The organism is Bacillus sp. FSL K6-0268 (assembly GCF_038005425.1).
Lineage (GTDB): Bacteria > Bacillota > Bacilli > Bacillales > Bacillaceae_G > Bacillus_A > Bacillus_A thuringiensis_S.
Map to the genome: position 1 here is coordinate 3,042,813 of NZ_JBBOTF010000001.1, position 20,758 is coordinate 3,063,570.

Genomic DNA, 20,758 nt, shown 5'->3' on the forward strand with positions numbered 1-20,758 from the left:
GTCTTTTTCAACTTAATAAAGCGTTTACACTAAATCTTACATTTGTTACGATTTAATCACCCCCAGCTCCCTTGTATAGACTTCGTGATGTCTGATCATTTTATCTAGACGTTTCATACGTCTAGATTCATTTTGATTTATTGGCGTATGCCTTTAAATATATCTTTTATTTTGAAAGGAGAAATGGCTATGAGGTCTCAAAAATTCACACTGCTATTACTATCTCTACTACTTTTCTTACCTCTTTTTCTCACAAATTTTATTACTCCAAATCTCGCATTAGCAGATTCACCAAAGCAAAGTCAAAAAATTGTTGGGTACTTTCCTTCGTGGGGCGTTTACGGACGTAATTATCAAGTTGCTGACATTGATGCATCAAAACTTACTCACCTTAACTATGCTTTCGCGGATATTTGTTGGAATGGAAAACATGGAAATCCTTCTACCCATCCGGATAATCCAAATAAACAAACGTGGAACTGTAAAGAATCTGGTGTACCATTGCAAAATAAAGAGGTTCCTAATGGTACTCTCGTACTCGGTGAACCATGGGCTGATGTTACCAAATCGTATCCTGGCTCAGGTACAACTTGGGAAGATTGCGATAAATATGCCCGTTGCGGAAATTTCGGAGAACTAAAACGATTAAAAGCTAAATATCCTCATTTAAAAACAATAATTTCCGTTGGTGGCTGGACTTGGTCTAACCGCTTTTCTGATATGGCCGCTGATGAAAAGACAAGAAAAGTATTTGCCGAATCTACAGTAGCTTTTCTTCGCGCATATGGATTTGATGGCGTAGATTTAGACTGGGAATATCCGGGCGTTGAAACAATTCCTGGTGGTAGTTATCGTCCTGAAGATAAACAAAATTTCACTCTTCTTCTTCAAGACGTCCGAAATGCTTTGAATAAAGCAGGTGCTGAAGATGGCAAACAATATTTACTAACAATCGCGTCAGGTGCAAGTCAACGCTACGCTGATCATACAGAGCTAAAGAAAATTTCTCAAATACTCGATTGGATTAATATTATGACATATGATTTCCACGGTGGATGGGAAGCTACTTCTAATCATAATGCAGCTCTATACAAGGATCCAAATGACCCAGCAGCAAATACGAATTTTTACGTAGATGGTGCTATAGACGTTTATACCAATGAAGGTGTTCCAGTGGATAAACTAGTATTAGGCGTACCTTTTTACGGACGTGGCTGGAAAAGTTGTGGAAAAGAAAATAACGGACAATATCAACCTTGCAAACCAGGTAGTGATGGGAAACTTGCTTCTAAAGGTACTTGGGATGATTATTCTACCGGTGACACAGGTGTGTATGATTACGGTGATTTAGCAGCCAATTACGTTAATAAAAATGGTTTTGTACGCTACTGGAATGACACAGCTAAAGTACCTTACTTATATAATGCGACTACAGGCACATTTATTAGCTACGATGACAATGAATCTATGGAATATAAAACAGACTATATAAAGACGAAGGGTTTAAGTGGAGCAATGTTTTGGGAACTAAGCGGGGATTGCCGTACAAGTCCAAAATATAGTTGTAGTGGTCCAAAATTACTTGATACGCTAGTAAAAGAATTACTTGGTGGACCTATTAGTCAAAAAGATACTGAGCCACCAACAAATGTTAAAAATATTGTAGTTACGAATAAAAATTCAAGCTCAGTTCAATTAAGTTGGACTGCATCCACTGATAACGTAGGCGTTACTGAATACGAAATTACTGCCGGAGAAGAAAAATGGAGTGCAACAACAAATAGCATTACAATTAAAAACTTAAAACCTAATACGGAATACACATTTTCAGTAATTGCCAAAGATGCTACTGGAAATAAATCACAACCTACCGCTCTTACTGTCAAAACAGATGAAGCTAATACGACACCTCCTGATGGAAATGGCACTGCTACATTTTCAGTCACTTCGAATTGGGGCAGCGGTTATAACTTCTCGATTATAATCAAAAATAATGGAACGACCCCTATTAAAAATTGGAAATTAGAATTTGATTATAGCGGCAATTTAACACAAGTTTGGGATTCTAAAATTAATAGTAAAACAAATAATCATTATGTAATTACGAACGCAGGATGGAATGGCGAAATTCCTCCTGGCGGATCTATTACAATTGGTGGTGCAGGAACAGGTAATCCTGCCGAACTTTTAAATGCCGTCATTAGCGAAAACTAGACGTAATATCCATTAATTATTTCACTAAAGTTTGAATTTAGGTTTGAGCAATACCTCCTAAATTCAAACTTTTAATTTTATGAAAAATAAAAAGCATCACAATAACCTATTATAATTAATTTCTAATATGAAGTTGATATGAAGTTAATTTGAATTTTACATGAATTTCCTTTAATTTCCATTGTCTTCCTATAATATCCACATTATTCTTTACATATAGGAATTATTTTCATTCCACTTTGAACTATCTATATATATAAAGAAAGATAGTCACCTGTTAGGGAAAGGCTTTCGTATTATTATAAATATAACAAAAGAAAAAGCACGCTTATAAGCGCACCATAAGAGTGCTTCTTCATACAATTCTCATGTAAGAGTTCTCGAAAATCATGTTAATCACAAAGAAAAGACATTAGCTCATAAAAGCTAATGTCTTTTCTTTATTCATATTGTTCAGCATTCCACTCTTCTATATTCCATACTTTTGTTATCCACGATTCATAGAAAGAAGGTTCATGTGAGACAATTAAAACCGTTCCTTTATATTGTTGTAACGCTTCTTTTAAAGCCATCTTAGTTTCTACATCCAAATGATTAGTCGGTTCGTCTAAAATTAAAACATTGCTTTTCGTTGCGATGAGTTCACATAAACGCACTTTCGTTTGCTCTCCACCGCTTAATAAATGAATAGGTTTTAATACATGTTCTTCTTTCAATCCACACTTCGCTAATGCTTGGCGCACTTCTTTCTTTGTCATATCTGGTCGCTCTGCCCAAACTTTCTCTAATGGTGTTATTTCTGAAGCAAACTCTTCCTGTGCAAAATAAGCAGGATTTACTCGTTCCCCAACAAAAATTGAACCGCTTAGCGGCTTTATTTGACCTAATAACGTCTTTAACATTGTCGTTTTTCCAATACCGTTATGACCAACAACAGCTATCTTTTCTCCTTTTTTCACTTGTAAATTCAAGCCTGGAAATAACGGCTCACTATAACCCACTCTTAGTTTCTCAGCCTGTAATATACGACTTACTGGTTCATTATAAACAGTAAAAGCAAAACGGGACCGAGGTATATTATTAACCTTTTCAACCCTTTGCATTTTCTCCAATACTTTCTCTCGACTTTTTGCCTGTTTTGCTTTTCGAATCTTATTTTGTAACTACTCAGCTTCTTCAAATAAAAAAACAGGCCAAATACATGTTTCCGATTCGAAAACATGAAAAGAAAATACTCCAATCAGAGAAAGAATCTATGCCAAATAGAGAAATTCTCTTATGAAGTCGTGTTATTCCAAGGAACCGTTCTAGTTTCTATGACTTGGTTTATCGCTTGTAAGACCGATTGTTTTTGTTTTTTCATGGTACTCATAAAGCTTCGTATCTGACAAAAAGATTCTGCGCCTTTCTTACTTCGGAAAGTCCCAGACACTTTCTGTTTTACTTTCGTCATCCGAATATCCCGTTCTGCTTGATTGTTATCAAATGGAATGGCTGGATGTTCTAAAAACGCTAGAATTCTGTCAGAATACTTGACGAAGCGATTCCATAAATTTTGAGAAGGCGTCTGCTTTCCTTTCTTCTTTTGTTTCGTGGAAAGAATCTGTTGTTCTTTCAATATGGATTGATACATAATAAACAGATTCTTTTGCGTCGCTTTTGGCATGGTACCTTCGGATTGCTTTTTCATCGTCAACGCTTGCGTTAGAAATTTCTGCATCTGTTGTGCCCATTGTTCTCCAGTACTATCTATAATTCCTTGTAAATCTCGTAAGAGATGGGCATTACATAAAACGTGACGACAATCTGTATACGCATCATACGATTTCCAACCATCATGCATCGCAATTCCAGAAAAAGATGGCAAGATTTCTCCAGCATCCATTGCTTCTTTTCCACGTTTTTGATGAATATGTTGCAATGTCACCTCCGGTGTACTGGCAGTATGTAACCATTGTGTTTTGTTTTCTACACGCATACCAGTTTCATCAAAATGGACAACAGGAGACTGCAGAATCTTTTCCTTTACTTCTTTTATGAATGGCTGCAATTGAGAAGCGAAAGCCTGTGTATGATTTACCAGGGTTCCTTCGCTTATAGAATGTCCAAAACAATCCTGAAAGAATTCTTTTGTTCGCTTCAAAGAAATGCATTGATAATGCGTTAAATAGGGAATCAGTCTTTTTATATTTGGACCATATTGAACAGGACGAGATACTGTCGAAGGAAATTGGGCTTCTTGGATAGAATGGCAATGTGGGCATTCTTTCTGTTCTACTTTATGTTCTGTCACTTCGATCTGAATAGGTGGTAAGTCATACACTTGGCGAATGCGATACCCTTTTACAGGCTCGTGGTTCAAGGAAGTATGACAACAAGTACAATATGTAGGAGAATGTGTAATCGTATGATCTGGAGTCGCTGTCAAACCAAGAGTATGTCCCTTGTGGCCCAACTGGCCACCCGTTTGACGATGAGACGGTTTGCGCAAACTTTTTGTAACGGGCTTACCCAAACCATCTGTAGAAGGTGGCTTATGACTATTTTTGGAGTTTTTTTTTGAAGCATTTTCTAGTTCTTGTATACGTTTTTCTAACTTAGAAAATGTTTCTTCAAATAAAGAAATAACAGCTTCAGGTCCTTTTTTATATGTATCTAAAATAATTTTTCGATCGACCATAAGATTCACCTCCCCTGTTTGATATACTCAGTATTTACAAATGGGAGGCATATGAAACTAGTAAAATTTAAAAAAGACACCGAAAGGTGGCTGAGTAGTTACCTTATTTTTTTGAATAAATGTTTCTAACTGAGCAATTTCTTTTTGTTGTTTCACATACGCCGATTGTAATTGTTTCCTTTGTACTTGGTAACTTTGTAAAAACTTTTCATAATCCCCTACATATCGCTTAACTTTTCGTTCTTCTAGATGGTAAATGACATTCGTAATATTGTTCAAAAATACTTCATCATGCGAAATGATAATATAAGCTTTTTCGTACAGTTTCAAGTACGATTGCAACCATTCTATATGTGCTGTATCTAAATAGTTCGTTGGTTCATCTAGCAATAAAACATCAGCTTTTTCTAGAAGAAGCTTTCCTAGTAATAACTTTGTCCGCTGTCCTCCACTTAACTTTGAAACATCCTTTTCCAATCCTATTTCAAACAGCCCTAAACCAATTGCCACTTCTTCAATTTCTGTATGAATTTGATAGAAATTAGAGTTTTCCAATATAGTTTGTAACTCTCCATACCTTACTAACAATTTTTCTACTTCTACTGCTTCAGCCATCTCTTCTGCAATTTTTAACATTTCATATTCAATCGCATACAAGTTAGAAAATGCACTTTGCAAGTATCCTGCAATTGTTATTCCTTCTTGTAAATCTATATGCTGCTGCAAAAATCCAACCTTTACATGTGGAAACCATTCAATGTTCCCATCATCATGTATAAGTTCTCCTGTTAAAATTCTTAGCAGTGTTGATTTTCCAATCCCATTTTTCCCTACTAACCCAACATGCTCCCCCTTTAATAATCGAAAGCATGCATTATATAAGATGGTTTTCTCACCATACGAATGACTTAAATTTTCTACTGTTAATATACTCATTTTTTTCTCTCCTTTACTTATCGTCCATAAGCTAAATAGAGAGACCAACAGTATGAATCCTTATTTAATTATGCATATAAAAATGGGTAAGGTGAATACACCTTACCCATTACATATTATCGTAAAAAAGGATTAAGGTTCTTTACCTGCTGTCTTCAATTTAGCTTAATCTTAAAAAATGGGCAGACTTCTCCCATATCAAGCTAAAACCATTTGAAGAACAGTTGATAAAGTCATTTTATCCTTTCACTCCTTTAACATTTGTTATATTAAGAGTATAAACTACTCTGTTATATTCTATTCTCTATTTTCCCTTTTGTTCCTTCTCCATCTTTTCATATTCTAAAAAAAGCCTCTTAACAGTAATTATACTAACAACTGTTAAAAGGCTTTTTCTATTTTTTCATATAAGGAGCTAACACACTTAAAATCTCTTCTTTATCCTTTTTTAATTCGAGTGATGTTAACATATCCATCGTTCTCGGTCTAGGTAATTTCACTTGTACCTCGCCAACAATTGACGCTGGTCTTTGAGATAAAATAAATACGCGATCTGAAAGCAAGATTGCCTCATCTAAGTCATGTGTAACCATAACGATTGTTTGCTTCTCTTGATGCCAAGAGTTTAAAAGCCAGCTATGTACTTCCATTTTTGTAAATGCATCTAACTTTCCAAAAGGCTCATCAAGCAGCATAATTGGCTTTTCACATAAATATGTGCGCAGAAAACTAATTCTTTGACGCATACCACCAGACAATTCATCTGGATAATGGTCTGCATATTCATCTAGTTCGAACTGCTTTAATGCTTCCATTCCTTCTGTCAGCCTTTGTTTTTTCGGCTTTCCTTCAATTTCTAACGGAAGAACGATATTTTGCAAAGCTGATCGCCACGGTAGTAATAAATCTTGTTGTGGCATATAACTAACAACATCTTGCTCTTGTACTTGCTTATCTTTATACATTACGTTCCCGCTTGTTGGTTTTTCAACATTTGCAATCATGTTTAATAATGTGCTTTTCCCGCAACCACTCGGTCCTACAAAGGAAACAAACTCTCCCTCTTGTATAGAGGCACTAATATTCTCTAATACATTCTTTCCGTCGAAAGATTTCACTATATTTTTTATTTGTAATCCGCTCATTTTTCACTTGGAAGGAATTCATTTGTAAAAGCATCTTTTACATCGATTTTCTTTTTAATAACTTTGTTGTCATATAAGAAATTCATGTAATTCGTCCAAATTTCTTCCTTCTGTACTCCCCATGCTTTCGCATCATCTTGATACTTCGTACTTAACCATTTCTGGCTTTCTTGAACTAAATCTTTATTTACATCTGGAACAGCTTTAATTAGAATATCAGCAGCTTCTTTCGGTTCCTTAATTGCAAAATTATAACCTTCTGTTGTTGCACTCATAAACTTTTTCACAAAGTCTTTATCTTGCTTCGTATGTTTTTCACTCGTAATAATAACAGGACTATAGAAATCAAGCGCTGGATCTAAGTCCTTCACCATAATCGTATTTAACTCTTTTCCTTGGCGCTTCGCTTCAATACCATCCCAACCGTAATAAATCCATTCGAAATCTGCATCACGACCGATTGATTTAAAGAAATCTGTTTGTCCTAAGATGATTTTTTCAACTTTATTAAAATCAGCTTGATGCTTATCCATAATCGTCTTTAATGTCGCTTCTTCCGCTGGTCCTCCCCAGCCGCCATAACGTTTACCTTCAAAATCTTTCGGTGACGTCATATTATCTTTCTTAAGCGATGCAAACGCTGAAGTGTTATGCTGAATAATCGCTCCTACAGATACAACAGGAATTCCTTCCACACGAGCTAATGTTACATTTTCTTGTGCGCTTATTGCGAAGTCTGCTTTTCCTGATGCTATCATTTGCTCTGCTGTTACATTGTCACCCGGTTGAATAATTTCTACATCTAATCCTTGCTTTTTGTAATAATCTTTCGTTTGTGCTACATATAAGCCAGTATGATTCGTATTTGGAAACCAATCTAATACTACTTTTACTTTTTGATCTTTACTTGCACTTTCTTCTTTCTTCGCCGGATTACATCCAGCCACACCTACCGCTAATAAGGCAGCTAACATAACTTTCAAACCTTTTTTCATTTTCTGCCGTCCTTTCTATATATCCATGGTGCTGTTATTCTTGCCATAAACTCTACGATAAAATACAGGCACAATGTCACCATAACGATGATTGCTGCAACACCAAATACTCGAGCAGTCAAAAATGATTTTGTAGCCCTCGTAAGCATAACGCCTAATCCTTCACTTGCACCGAGCCATTCTCCGATAATTGCCCCCATTACGCTATATGTAACTGCAATTTTTAAGCCTGAGAAAAAGTATGGAAGCACTGCTGGAAATTTTACTTTCTGGTAAACTTGCCATTTCGTCGCCTTCATTGTTTGTAACAGCTTCAACATGTTTTTATCTACTGTTTGAAAACCTTCTAAAATACTAAGCGCAATTGGGAAGAAACAAACGAGTATTACGACCATTACTTTCGGCAACATCCCATATCCAAACCAAATAATAAATAGTGGTGCAAGTACAACAATTGGAATTGTTTGCGAAATAACGAGCAATGGATTTATTAAAATACGAAATAACGGTATAACGTCCATAATAATTGCGATGCTCGTCCCCAATAAAATTGCAAAGAATAGTCCAATTATAACTTCCTGCAGTGTTTGCATCGTATTTGGTAATAGTAAATCTTTCATCCCAATTAATTCTTGAACAATGGCAGAAGGCTTTGGTAAAATCCACGGTTCGATTTTAAATAATGAAACAGATCCTTCCCATATCGCAATGAGAAGGATAAGCCAAATAGTTGTAATAAGTTTAGATTGCTTCTGGTTTTGCATATTCATCACGGTACTTCCAAACCTTTTCATCTATCGTTACACCAGTGCTTGGACGATAATGGATTTTAATAGAAGTAATCACTTCTTCTGCTCCAGCATCGACGCAAGCTTGTTGTGCACGTTTAACGACATCAAGAAGTACATCTAATTCTCCTTCCAAAGTTGTTTCCATTGCCCCTACTTCATAACGAACTCCCGATTGTTGCACAACTTCAATTGCTTTATCGACAACAGAATATACATCTTTCGTTTTCGCTTGTGGTACTACTGAAAATGACATTGTAACTTGTTGTGACATAATAAAATCCCCCTTATAAAATTAAATTTCAAAAATAAGAAAAGGCTTTCCTACTGCGTAGGAAAGCCTTGTATGCAAGTTATTATAGAATAACATATGCTACATCACTTTAAGTAACTCCCTACGCTGGCATTATCCAGATCAGGTTGAGGGTCGATGTTTACTTACATCCTCTCAGCCAATTGGCTCCCCGGTCCTTAATTCGTTTTCATTGTAGCATGATTTATTTTATTGAACAAACAAAAGCATGCATAATCATTTCATTATTTTTGGAAAATAACCAACTTTTTCACCATGAGCTAATAACTGCTGTATAAATTCTTTATTAATTGCTGGTACTTTCAATTCTTTTTTCTTAATCCATTCATTCGTTCTACGCGTACCCATTACAATTTCAGATTGCTGCGCTCCATCTCCTGCAACTTGAGAAGCAATTAACTCTGCTATTACTTCATTTCCCTTTGCTAATTCAAGTCCGGCATTTTCATATTCTGAAAGTGTAACCAGTTCAAGATTGTATCCACACTCTCCAATTAGCTGTATAAATTGTTCAAACTCAATTTGATGTGGATGACAGATGTGCAATGTTTCTCCATCTATTTGTGAATCTTGTACATACGTTACAATTGATTTACTAGCAAAATCAATTGGTGTGAAATCAACTTTCCACTTCACATTTGGTGCTTTTCCAATTAATAGCATTGTTTTAATAAGACGATAAAATGCGTTTCCTTCAATATTTTGTTGGAACGAACCTGTTTCTGAATGACATGCTAAATTACCTGCACGATAAATATTTCCACGCAAACCATTTTTCATTGCTTCACGAACAATGTTTTCCGCTTGTAGTTTACTATTTGAATATACATTCTCTAAGTCTACACTGTAATTAAAATCACCAGTTTTCATGTATGTATCCCATTGATCTACTGCTAATTCTAACGGGATACCAATCGTAGAAATAAAATGGAATGTAGCATCTTTTTCCACTAATGCTAGCATACGGCTAGTTCCTTGGACATTTATATTTTCAAATTGTTTTACATCTCCAAAATGTCTTACATCTGCACCGCAATGAATTATCGTATCCATCTTAGAACTGATGAACATAAATTCTTCTTCGCTCATCCCAAGATACTCTTCTCCCAGATCACCAGCTACGGCCTGTATACGCTGTAACCATTCTTCACATATATCATTAAAGTAAGCTGTTAATGTATCTATAATTCTTTGCTGCACATCTTTGGTTGGTCTTACTAAACAATAAATAGTAGCAGATGTATCTCTCAGCAATTCATATAATATGTGTGATCCTAAATAACCAGTAGCTCCTGTTAAAAAGACATTTGAAATCTGGGTTTCTTCCAAAACGTTTGCATACGTAATAGTATCCGGTTCGTGAATCACTTTATATTCACGAAATACTTCTTCTTTCTCTACTTTTACTTCTCGCTCAATTCGAGCTAATCCATATATCGTTCTTTCTTTAAAGAAATCTTGAATTGTTAAATGTGAGAAATCTTCTTTTAACAATGTTAAGACTCGTAATACTTTCAATGAATGTCCACCAATTGTAAAGAAATCATCATGCACTCCAACTTTTGAAATTCCTAATACTTCCGCCCAAGCGCGCGCTATTTGTTTTTCTGCTTTATTAGAAGGTGCAACATATTCTTGTAGACGAACCGGTTCATACTTTTCTTCTACCTGAGCTAACTTCTTAACATCAATCTTTTTATTAGGTGTAAGTGGTAATTCATTAATATAAATTAGTTTAGATGGCACCATATAATCTGGTAATTGCTCTTGTAACTGATAAACTAATTCTGGTATTTCTTTTTTATTTAAAGTTGTATAGAACGCGATTAAATATTGGCTACCTTCCTTACTCTTCTTAGCAAAAACAGCATTTTCTTTTATATTATGATTTTGAGAAATTTTACTTTGGATTTCTCCTAGTTCAATACGATGTCCTCTAATTTTTACTTGATCATCTTTCCGATGTAAAAACTCTATATTTCCATCCTCTAGCAACTTAACAATATCACCTGTTTTATATATATTAACTATAGGATTAAAAGGGTTCGGAATAAAAGCTTCAATTGTTTTATTAGGTTTATTAAAATACCCTTTTGCTAATCCTACTGAATCTATATATAATTCACCAGGTACACCAATTGGACAAAGATTCATATTCTCATCCAAAATCATAACTTGATAATTAGAACATGGTTTACCAATGGGAATACTCGCAACATCCTCATTTAACTGACTAGGTATTTTATAAGTTGTCGTCACTACTGTACATTCTGTCGGTCCGTATACATTATGAATTTCAACATTTGTACCTATTCTTTCTCTCCACAATTTAATAACCTCTACAGGCAACATTTCACCGCCAATCGCAATTCTTTTTAGGGAAGCTAGCTTATATATATCTTCTTCTGCTAAATAAGTTGCTACTTGTCGAACAAAAATTGTTGCTAATGCCAAGATCGAAGTTGCTTTCACTTTATAGATTGCATGTGCAAATGCTTCTACAGACAATCGCTCTTCCTCTAATAATACATACAAGTTTCCTCCACAGAATAAAGAAGCAAATGACTCCCATACAGAAGCATCGAAACTAAAGGAAGGAAATTGGGCAAATACATCCTCTTCTGTCAATTCATATTGCTTTTGCATCCAAATGTACAGATTAACAACGCCTCTATGTGCTAACATCGTTCCCTTTGGATTCCCTGTTGAACCAGATGTATAAATCATATAAGCTACATCATCACAATGAATAGACAACTTTACATCTATATCTTCACAAGTTTCACTATCATACATTGAAACTGTTTGAACCCCATCACATGTTATAGGCGTCTCTTTCATCAATATAACTTTCGCTTGGCTATCTTGAATAATGTACTGTATTCTACTTTCCGGATAATCTGGATCAATCGGAACATACGCTGCACCAGCTTTTAATATAGCTACCATACTTACTACTGTGTCTATGCTACGTTTCATAAATATTCCAACATAGTCTCCTAATTGGACGCCGTTTTTAATTAACATATGAGCTATTTGATTACTTTTTTTATTTAGCTCCTCATAAGTTAAAGTACCTTCCCTTGAAGATAAAGCTATACGATTTGGAAATTGAGTAACAGTATTATAGAACATATCGACGATACTTTTCTCAGGATATACTGCTGTCGTATCATTCACTTGACTATAAAGTGCCATCTCGGCCTCTGTAATAACATTAAAATCATTTATATAATTATTATTATTTTGTAATGTATTGATTAAAACACCTTTTATTTGTTGTGCATAACGAGTAATCGTTGTCTCTTTCCAATTAACACTATTAAATATTATTTCTACGCTTTGCATATTTTTACTGAATACAAATTGTAATGTATTCGTGTCTTGTAGCTCATAATATGTTTCACCAATAATAATAGGTGACATTTCATATAATGTATTACCGTTTTGAAACTCTTCTATTTCTTCCTCATTCATTTCTTTAATTTGTTCCAGTTGCTCTTCAATCTGTAAATTCAAACTTTCATAGGAGAGAAAATTAGAAATTTCAATAGTAATCGGAAATAAACTTCCTCTTACATGATAAAGCACGACAATATGTTTTTCTTTAGAAATATGATATAACCACGTTGCAGTCGCTCCTATTAAATCTACAATGTGAGTCAAATTTGGAAATAGTTCAGTTTTTCTTTTTACCCCAAATTCTGTTCCTTGAACATCTTTAGGTATTTTAATACTTCCTTCTACTTTTCCTAAAAATTCTTTTACCATCTCATTATAAGAAATTGCTAATTTCATATTTATGTAAATTCCTCTCTCAAATATAATAAAGGTGTGAAAATTCACACCTTTTTCATCCCTTATTAACGGGCAAATTAGTTCAATTCATAATCAAAGGGGGATCCCCCTTCGATTAGAATTGATCTTTCTTCTTATTCACTTTTAAACTCACCAATTAGCTCTTGTAATTCCTGAGAAAGCCAACTTAAAGAAGTCGCTAATTCTGCAATATCTTGTACTGATATTTCTTGCTCTTTCATGCTTTCTTCAACATTACTACTGCTGTTGGCATAAGTATTTGCAATATGTGATAATTCATTTACGACTTGAACAATATTCTGGCTATTTTGTAAAATGTCACTCGAATTACCAGAGACAGCTTTTACTTGATCTGTAACAGATTGCGCTGATTTTGAAATTTTTTCAAAGAAATCTCCACTACTTTGAACAAGTGAAATTCCAGTTTCTACTTCTTTTGAACCTTTTTGCATTGAAACTACAGCATCTTCTGTCTCAGCTTGTGTTTCACCAATTAATTTCGCTATATCTTTTGCAGACGCTTCAGTTTGTTCTGCTAATTTTCGTACTTCATCAGCAACAACTGCAAACCCTCTTCCAGCTGCTCCAGCACGTGAAGCCTCAATAGAAGCATTTAAAGCTAATAAATTTGTTTGATTTGAAATACCTGTAATTACAGTTACGATATCACTAATTTCTTTTGACCTTGTTTCTAACGAATAAATGATGGAAGATAAATCCTGTACTGCATTTTGGATTAAACTCATTTGATTAATAATTTGTCCAATCACTTCATTACCTTCAATTGAATGTTGCTCCATACCTTCAGAAGCAACCGCAACTTGTTTTGCAGCCCCAGTTATCTCTTCTACCTTATCTTCCATTCCATGTACAATTCCTAAACATTGTTGTACTGAAGTTTTTTGAGACTGTGCCCCTACTCTTAAACCTTCAATAGAACTTGCAATCTCTTGAACTGCCATACTGTTTTCCTCTGTACTCGCCGACAATTCTTGTGAAGAAGAAGAAACTTGCTCAGCAGTTTGCCTTACTTTATCTATAATCCCTTTAAATTTTTCAATCGTGTTATTGAAATAAACATTAATAATTCCAATATCATCTGGTCTTTCTTTTAATTTAATACTTAAATCACCTTCACCAATTTTACGTAATCCTTCTCGTAAATCTTTTAATGGAGCTAGCGAGTGACGCACGATAAAGAATTGAGTAATAGTCGCAATTGCTAATGAAATAATGATAAAGAGTAAGCCCTGTATCATAAACTTCTCTTTTGTAATAGGAACAATGGAAGCATCTAAGTCAGCCGCAATAATTGCAACAATATTGTTTTCTCCATCTGTAATTGGTTCTAATATTGTCACCCACGAACCTATTTCATCTTCATATACTTCTGTCATTTGGGCCTTTTTCGTATCAATGACCTTATCGTACGCCTTCATCCAATGAGCGGGTTGTTCATAATAATCTCCCGGCTTTATAGGGAATGCATTTGTTAACTCTGTAGTCAAACCAACGAGTTGTAATTCCCGCTTTTCATTCGGCTTTGCTCCTGTAACATACGTTTGTCCAACACTTTTCAATTCTTTTGACACTTCATCTAATTTCTCTGTTAACTTTTCTTTTTTCACTTTTTCGGCTGTAGGATCTTTCGCCATGTCTCTAACTAATTCTACATCCAATTTTTTCAACACTATTTCTCCTGTTTCAATAGACTGTCTTTCAAATAAAGACATCATACTATTTTGAAACATGTTGAAACTTAACGCACCCATACTTCCAACAAGTGTCAAAATAACTAATACGGTTAATAAGACGTTCTTTTGAAGGAACGATAACTTATGCCAATATTTTTTCATTAATATCCACCTTCCTTAATGATTCTAAACAAAAAAAAACAAAATATATGAATATTTTGTTTAAAGATGTTTCTCAATATGTTCGAGAATAAAAAAAAGCCAATGTAAAAGCATTGGCCAAGACCAACCCTATCCGTCCGGTAACTGGCTAGCATAGCCTTTCGACCTTAGCTCCTGTAGTTTTGCGTCCTCATGTTTCCATCAGTTTGCCTTTCTCGCTGAACGAGTTGAACGATATGGGAGTTCTATGAGAATCATATATTCTCTATCAAAGGTTACAACATATAAATCAAAATGTCTACTTATTTAGAGATATAAATACAAATTTTTAACGAATTGCTTTTTCGAAATAATTTCAAAAAGTACGTGAATGTTACTTTTTTTGTGTTATATAATAAAAAATGTATAAATAACAAGGATTTCTTCGGGTATTCATTTAATTTTCATTCAAATTAAACTATTCGAATATATCTTAACTAATGAATTTCGGAGGTAGTTTATCATGTTTTGGCTACAATTTCTTACCTTGTTACTCTGTATTTTTATTGGTGCACGCCTAGGCGGAGTTGGTTTAGGAGTAATGGGTGGAGTTGGTATGGCAATACTCGTTTTTGTCTTCCACTTACAACCAACCGCGCCTCCTATCGATGTAATGCTTATGATTTTGGCAGTAATTACAGCCGCTGGTGCTTTGCAAGCTGCTGGAGGAATGGACTATCTTGTTCATCTAGCTGAAAAAGCATTGCGAAAAAATCCAAAGCGTATTACTTTTTTTGCTCCAATTGTTACTTATTTATTCACACTATGTGCAGGTACTGGTCACGTTGCCTATTCTGTACTTCCTGTTATTGCAGAAGTCTCTCGTGAATCAGGGATTAGACCGGAACGCCCAATGTCGATTGCCGTAATCGCTTCTCAGCAAGCAATTACAGCTAGTCCAATTTCAGCTGCCACAGTTGCTCTTTTAGCAATGTTAGCTGACTATAAAATCACTTTATTAGATATTTTAAAAGTGAGTATTCCTTCTACTTTCATTGCTTGTATGTTAGCAGCATTCGTTGCTAGTAAGATGGGAAAAGAATTAAATGAAGACCCTGAATACTTGAAACGATTAAAAGAAGGAATGATTCCTAAGCTTGAAGAGAAAAAAGAATTTGTAGGTATAAAGGGCGCTAAATTATCAGTTATCCTTTTCCTAGTAGGAACCTTCCTTGTTGTACTTCTTGGTTCATTTGAAACACTTCGCCCAGGATGGATAGTTGATGGAAAGTTAGCTCGTCTTTCCATGCCGAACACAATTGAGATGGTTATGTTAACTATCGCGGCTCTTATTATTATTTTCTGTAAACCAAATGTAGAAAGCATTGTGTCTGGTAACGTCTTTAAAGCAGGAGCAACAGCAGTTGTTGCTATTTTCGGTATCGCTTGGATGGGAGATACTTTCTTTAATGGAAACTTAAATATGATTCAAGGATCTATTCAGCATTTAGTAACAAGTGCACCTTGGCTATTTGCCATCGCACTATTCATTCTATCTATTTTACTGTACAGCCAAGCAGCAACAGTACGTGCCTTAATGCCACTTGGACTATCCCTTGGTATTCCACCAGCGCTACTGATTGCGATGTTCCCTGCAGTAAATGGATATTTCTTCATTCCGAACTATGGAACAATCGTTGCTGCCATTAACTTTGACCGTACTGGTACAACAGGTATCGGTAAATACGTATTAAATCATAGCTTTATGATTCCAGGCTTAATTGCAACATTTACTTCTATCGGCATTGGAATGCTTTTAATTTCTATTATGTTTTAAAGAAAAAGCACAAACCCTTATTTAAAAAGGTTTGTGCTTTTTTAATCAAATGTTTGTTTAAATTTTTTGGGCAGTCTACTTCTCGATGTAGCACTTAAAATACTACATGTCCTTTTCTACAAACTTCTCTTTACTTCTTCAGCTAATTTTCTCGTACTTTCATACGCAGATTCAGCTAAACTAATTGCTGAAATAACTGAAACACCGTCCGCACCCGCTTCTATAACTGCCGCTGTATTTTCAATTGTAATCCCACCAATACCAACGATTGGCACTGTAATTCCTTGTTCTCTAAAATAAGCTAATCCTTTCGTTCCTTGAACCGCTTTCGTATCTTTTTTCGTACTCGTTGGAAAAATAGGTCCAACGCCTAAATAATCTGCTCCATTTTCGATTGCAAAGCGTGCTTCTTCAATTGTATGAGCAGATACGCCGATAATTTTATCTCCCATTTTTTCACGAACAGATGTAATCCCTTCATCATCTTGTCCTACATGAACACCATCTGCATCTAATTCAATGGCTAATTCTACATCATCATTTACAATGAAAGGAACACTATATTCCTTACAAAGCGTCTGCAATTCTTTTGCAAAGCGCACTCTATCTCCTCCGATTAAAGAACCTTCCCCCTTCTCGCGAAACTGAAAAAGTGTCACTCCACCATCTAACGCTTCTTTCAATACAGCTAAAGGATCCTTCGTGCAGTTATTACTTCCCATAATAAAATACACTTGCAATAACTTAGACATTTTCTTTGTTTCAATGCGCATCGTATGTTTCATCCCCCTTACTCTAACTCCTCAATCTTCCCATACTTCTCAATATCAGCTGAAGTTGTATTCGCTAATTGATTTAAAAATTCAATTTGGAAACTACCTGGCCCTTTTTCTACTGTTTTAACAGCTGCCAGTTCCGCAGCTACACCATAAAACGTTAATGCGGCTACTACTGCTTTTACATAATCTTTTTCTACTGCTACAAATGCTCCTATTACCGAAGTTAGTAAACACCCTGTTCCCGTAACCTTTGTTAAAATAGGATGACCATTTCGAATAAGAACAGTTCGCTCTCCATCTGTAACAACATCTTCTTTTCCAGTAATGACAGCAACTGTATTTAGTTCATCTGCTGCCTGCCTTGCAATACTTACAACATTGCCATTTCCAGTACCAGCGTCTACCCCTTTAATTTCCCATTTCTCATTAATAACGTTTGCTATTTCAGCCGCATTGCCGCGGATAATTGCTAAATCTATTTCGGCTGGAATATGTCTCGCAACTTCTGTTCGATACGAAGTTGCTCCTGCACCAACTGGATCAAATAGTACTGGCACATTGTTCACATTTGCTGATTTACCAGCAAGTAACATCGCTTCTACTTCCTCAGGACGAAGTGTTCCCATATTTAATACTAACGCTCCAGCAATGCTAGCCATTTCTGCTACTTCTTCTTTTGCATACGCCATTACAGGCGATGCCCCAAGTGCCAACAAACCGTTAGCAGTAAAATTTGTTACAACAACATTTGTAATATTATGAACGAGCGGATTAGATTCTCTCACCAAATCCACTACTTTACTAATTTCTTTCATATTCATCCTTTTCATCTCCTAACTATAATGATGGGAGATACACAAAAAGGCACTTCGCGCGTACGCAAAGTGCCTGAACATGTGCTTTTACACTCTCCCTACGCTGGCATTATCCAACAGGTTCAAATGGTCAATGACGGACTAGTAGCCATACTCTCAGTTTGTATCCACAAACTCCCATGTGTTTCTTATTCATCTACTTCAAAGTCTACTCTTATTCTAGTAAAATAACAAGTTCTTTACTTTTCTATATAAAGTGAAACTTTAATCAGTGAGGATTTTGTTCATTCCACTAAAAACAGCTCAAATATGAAGCGAAACTGAATCTCAAGAAGATGTATGCTATATTTAACTTATGGAAATTTGAAAGGATGTTTTTAATATGTCAAAAAGCGTTGTAATCGCTGAAAAGCCTTCCGTTGCACGAGATATTGCTCGTGTACTGAAGTGTGATAAAAAAGGAAACGGCTATCTTGAGGGTAGTAAATATATTGTAACTTGGGCTTTAGGTCATCTCGTTACATTAGCAGATCCAGAAAGCTATGATGTGAAATATAAACAGTGGAATTTAGAAGATTTACCGATGCTACCAGAGCGTTTGAAATTAACGGTTATTAAACAAACTGGTAAACAGTTTAATGCTGTAAAGAGTCAGCTACTTAGAAAAGATGTAAATGAAATTATTGTAGCAACAGACGCTGGACGTGAAGGGGAATTAGTCGCACGCTGGATCATCGATAAAGTTAAGCTAAACAAACCAATCAAACGTTTATGGATTTCTTCTGTAACCGATAAAGCAATTAAAGATGGTTTTGCAAATTTAAAACCAGGTAAAGCCTATGACAATTTATACGCTTCAGCAGTTGCACGTTCAGAAGCTGACTGGTATATCGGTCTTAATGCAACTCGCGCTTTAACGACTCGCTTTAATGCTCAGTTAAATTGCGGTCGTGTACAAACGCCTACTGTCGCTATGATTGCTAGTCGTGAAGATGAAATCAAGAACTTCAAAGCACAAACTTACTACGGCATCGAAGCTCAAACGATGGAGAAACTCAAACTTACTTGGCAAGATGCAAATGGCAATAGCCGTAGTTTTAATAAAGAAAAAATTGATGGTATTGTAAAAGGTTTAGATAAACAACATGCTACTGTTGTGGAAATTGATAAAAAACAGAAGAAGTCATTCTCTCCTGGTCTTTACGATTTAACTGAATTACAACGTGATGCAAATAAAAAGTTCGGTTACTCTGCGAAAGAAACATTAAACATTATGCAGAAGTTATATGAACAACATAAAGTGCTAACGTACCCTCGTACAGATTCACGCTACATTTCATCTGATATCGTTGAAACACTTCCAGAACGTTTAAAAGCATGTGGCGTTGGAGAGTACCGTCCTTTAGCACATAAAGTATTACAAAAGCCTATCAAGGCTAATAAATCATTTGTTGATGATAGTAAAGTAAGCGATCATCATGCGATTATTCCAACAGAAGGATACGTTAACTTCTCAGCATTCACAGATAAAGAACGTAAAATTTATGATTTAGTTGTAAAACGTTTCTTAGCTGTTTTATTCCCAGCATTCGAATACGAGCAACTAACATTACATACTAAAGTTGGTAGTGAAACGTTCATTGCACGCGGAAAAACAATTTTACATGCTGGTTGGAAGGAAGTATACGAAAATCGATTTGAAGACGATGATGTAACTGATGACGTAAAAGAGCAGCTTCTACCCCACATCGAAAAGGGCGATACATTAACTGTAAAGTTAATTATGCAAACATCAGGTCAAACGAAAGCACCTGCACGCTTTAATGAAGCAACTTTACTTTCAGCAATGGAGAATCCTACAAAATATATGGATACGCAAAATAAACAACTTGCTGATACGTTAAAATCGACTGGTGGATTAGGTACTGTAGCGACACGTGCAGATATTATCGACAAACTTTTCAACTCTTTCTTAATTGAAAAACGTGGTAAAGATATTCACATTACATCAAAAGGTCGTCAATTACTTGATTTAGTACCAGAAGAGTTAAAATCCCCTACACTAACTGGTGAATGGGAACAAAAACTTGAGGCTATCGCAAAAGGTAAGCTGAAAAAAGAAGTATTCATTTCTGAAATGAAGAACTATACGAAAGAAATTGTTTCTGAAATTAAATCGAGTGATAAAAAATATAAACATGACAACATTTCAACGAAGTCTTGTCCAGACTGCGGTAAACCAATGCTAGAAGTAAACGGCAAAAAGGGAAAAATGCTCGTATGCCAAGATCGTGAATGTGGTCATCGTAAAAATGTATCCCGTACAACAAACGCTCGCTGTCCGCAATGTAAGAAGAAACTAGAATTACGTGGTGAAGGTGCAGGTCAAATCTTTGCATGTAAATGTGGCTATCGCGAGAAATTATCAACATTCCAAGAGCGACGTAAAAAAGAATCTGGAAACAAAGCTGATAAACGTGACGTTCAAAAATATATGAAACAACAGAAAAAAGAAGAAGAACCATTAAACAACCCGTTCGCAGACGCATTAAAAAAACTAAAGTTCGATTAAACAAAAAGGTTCCTACCGCTCTCGGTAGGA

Annotated in this window: 12 protein-coding genes, 2 pseudogenes and 3 riboswitches; of the genes and pseudogenes, 3 read left to right on the forward strand and 11 right to left on the reverse strand. The window is 35.4% G+C overall.

Annotated elements, in window-relative coordinates; translation table 11 throughout:
* Nucleotides 1-189: 189 nt before the first annotated feature.
* Nucleotides 190-2,214, forward strand: coding sequence for a glycosyl hydrolase family 18 protein (locus MHI28_RS15685; protein ID WP_001257482.1), 2,025 nt, complete (start codon nucleotides 190-192; stop codon nucleotides 2,212-2,214).
* Between the two features lie 440 nt (nucleotides 2,215-2,654).
* Here MHI28_RS15685 and MHI28_RS15690 read toward each other — a convergent pair.
* From MHI28_RS15690 to MHI28_RS15730, 9 genes and pseudogenes are all read right to left on the reverse strand, one after another.
* Nucleotides 2,655-3,374 (reverse strand): annotated as a pseudogene (locus MHI28_RS15690) (ATP-binding cassette domain-containing protein); the annotation flags it as partial.
* A gap of 116 nt (nucleotides 3,375-3,490) precedes the next feature.
* Nucleotides 3,491-4,894, reverse strand: coding sequence for an IS66 family transposase (tnpC, locus tag MHI28_RS15695; RefSeq protein WP_100910632.1), 1,404 nt, complete (start codon nucleotides 4,892-4,894; stop codon nucleotides 3,491-3,493).
* 99 nt (nucleotides 4,895-4,993) lie between these two features.
* Nucleotides 4,994-5,830, reverse strand: a pseudogene (locus MHI28_RS15700) (ATP-binding cassette domain-containing protein); the annotation flags it as partial.
* A gap of 395 nt (nucleotides 5,831-6,225) precedes the next feature.
* On the reverse strand, nucleotides 6,226-6,975 hold the full coding sequence (locus MHI28_RS15705) for an ABC transporter ATP-binding protein (RefSeq protein WP_000016079.1): 750 nt from the start codon (nucleotides 6,973-6,975) through the stop codon (nucleotides 6,226-6,228).
* Nucleotides 6,972-7,970, reverse strand: coding sequence for an ABC transporter substrate-binding protein (locus tag MHI28_RS15710; protein WP_000715556.1), 999 nt, complete (start codon nucleotides 7,968-7,970; stop codon nucleotides 6,972-6,974). Before MHI28_RS15710 ends, MHI28_RS15705 begins: the two co-directional genes overlap by 4 nt.
* Complete coding sequence (locus MHI28_RS15715; RefSeq protein WP_001057166.1) at nucleotides 7,967-8,740, reverse strand: ABC transporter permease; 774 nt, start codon at nucleotides 8,738-8,740, stop codon at nucleotides 7,967-7,969. Before MHI28_RS15715 ends, MHI28_RS15710 begins: the two co-directional genes overlap by 4 nt.
* A complete protein-coding gene (locus MHI28_RS15720) occupies nucleotides 8,712-9,032 on the reverse strand; it encodes an MTH1187 family thiamine-binding protein (RefSeq protein ID WP_000082906.1) in 321 nt (106 codons plus the stop codon). Before MHI28_RS15720 ends, MHI28_RS15715 begins: the two co-directional genes overlap by 29 nt.
* A gap of 101 nt (nucleotides 9,033-9,133) precedes the next feature.
* Nucleotides 9,134-9,235, reverse strand: a riboswitch (TPP riboswitch).
* Between the two features lie 52 nt (nucleotides 9,236-9,287).
* A complete protein-coding gene (locus MHI28_RS15725; protein WP_000761458.1) occupies nucleotides 9,288-12,869 on the reverse strand; it encodes a non-ribosomal peptide synthetase family protein in 3,582 nt (1,193 codons plus the stop codon).
* Between the two features lie 134 nt (nucleotides 12,870-13,003).
* Nucleotides 13,004-14,746, reverse strand: a complete 1,743-nt coding sequence (locus MHI28_RS15730) for a methyl-accepting chemotaxis protein (protein ID WP_000761081.1) — start codon at nucleotides 14,744-14,746, stop codon at nucleotides 13,004-13,006.
* Between the two features lie 136 nt (nucleotides 14,747-14,882).
* A riboswitch (cyclic di-GMP riboswitch) is annotated at nucleotides 14,883-14,967 on the reverse strand.
* 281 nt (nucleotides 14,968-15,248) lie between these two features.
* Here MHI28_RS15730 and MHI28_RS15735 point away from each other — a divergent pair.
* Nucleotides 15,249-16,562: an anaerobic C4-dicarboxylate transporter family protein gene (locus MHI28_RS15735; protein WP_000498703.1), complete on the forward strand. Its 1,314-nt coding sequence runs from the start codon at nucleotides 15,249-15,251 to the stop codon at nucleotides 16,560-16,562.
* A 116-nt stretch (nucleotides 16,563-16,678) separates the two neighbouring features.
* On the opposite strand, the gene thiE is transcribed toward MHI28_RS15735, so the two are convergent.
* On the reverse strand, nucleotides 16,679-17,347 hold the full coding sequence (thiE, locus tag MHI28_RS15740) for a thiamine phosphate synthase (RefSeq protein WP_043311671.1): 669 nt from the start codon (nucleotides 17,345-17,347) through the stop codon (nucleotides 16,679-16,681).
* Nucleotides 17,348-17,352: 5 nt separating this feature from the next.
* On the reverse strand, nucleotides 17,353-18,162 hold the full coding sequence (gene thiM, locus MHI28_RS15745; RefSeq protein ID WP_001056107.1) for a hydroxyethylthiazole kinase: 810 nt from the start codon (nucleotides 18,160-18,162) through the stop codon (nucleotides 17,353-17,355).
* A gap of 72 nt (nucleotides 18,163-18,234) precedes the next feature.
* Nucleotides 18,235-18,347: riboswitch (TPP riboswitch) on the reverse strand.
* Nucleotides 18,348-18,538: 191 nt separating this feature from the next.
* Here thiM and topB point away from each other — a divergent pair.
* Nucleotides 18,539-20,728: a DNA topoisomerase III gene (gene topB / locus MHI28_RS15750; RefSeq protein ID WP_000047318.1), complete on the forward strand. Its 2,190-nt coding sequence runs from the start codon at nucleotides 18,539-18,541 to the stop codon at nucleotides 20,726-20,728.
* Nucleotides 20,729-20,758 lie beyond the last annotated feature (30 nt).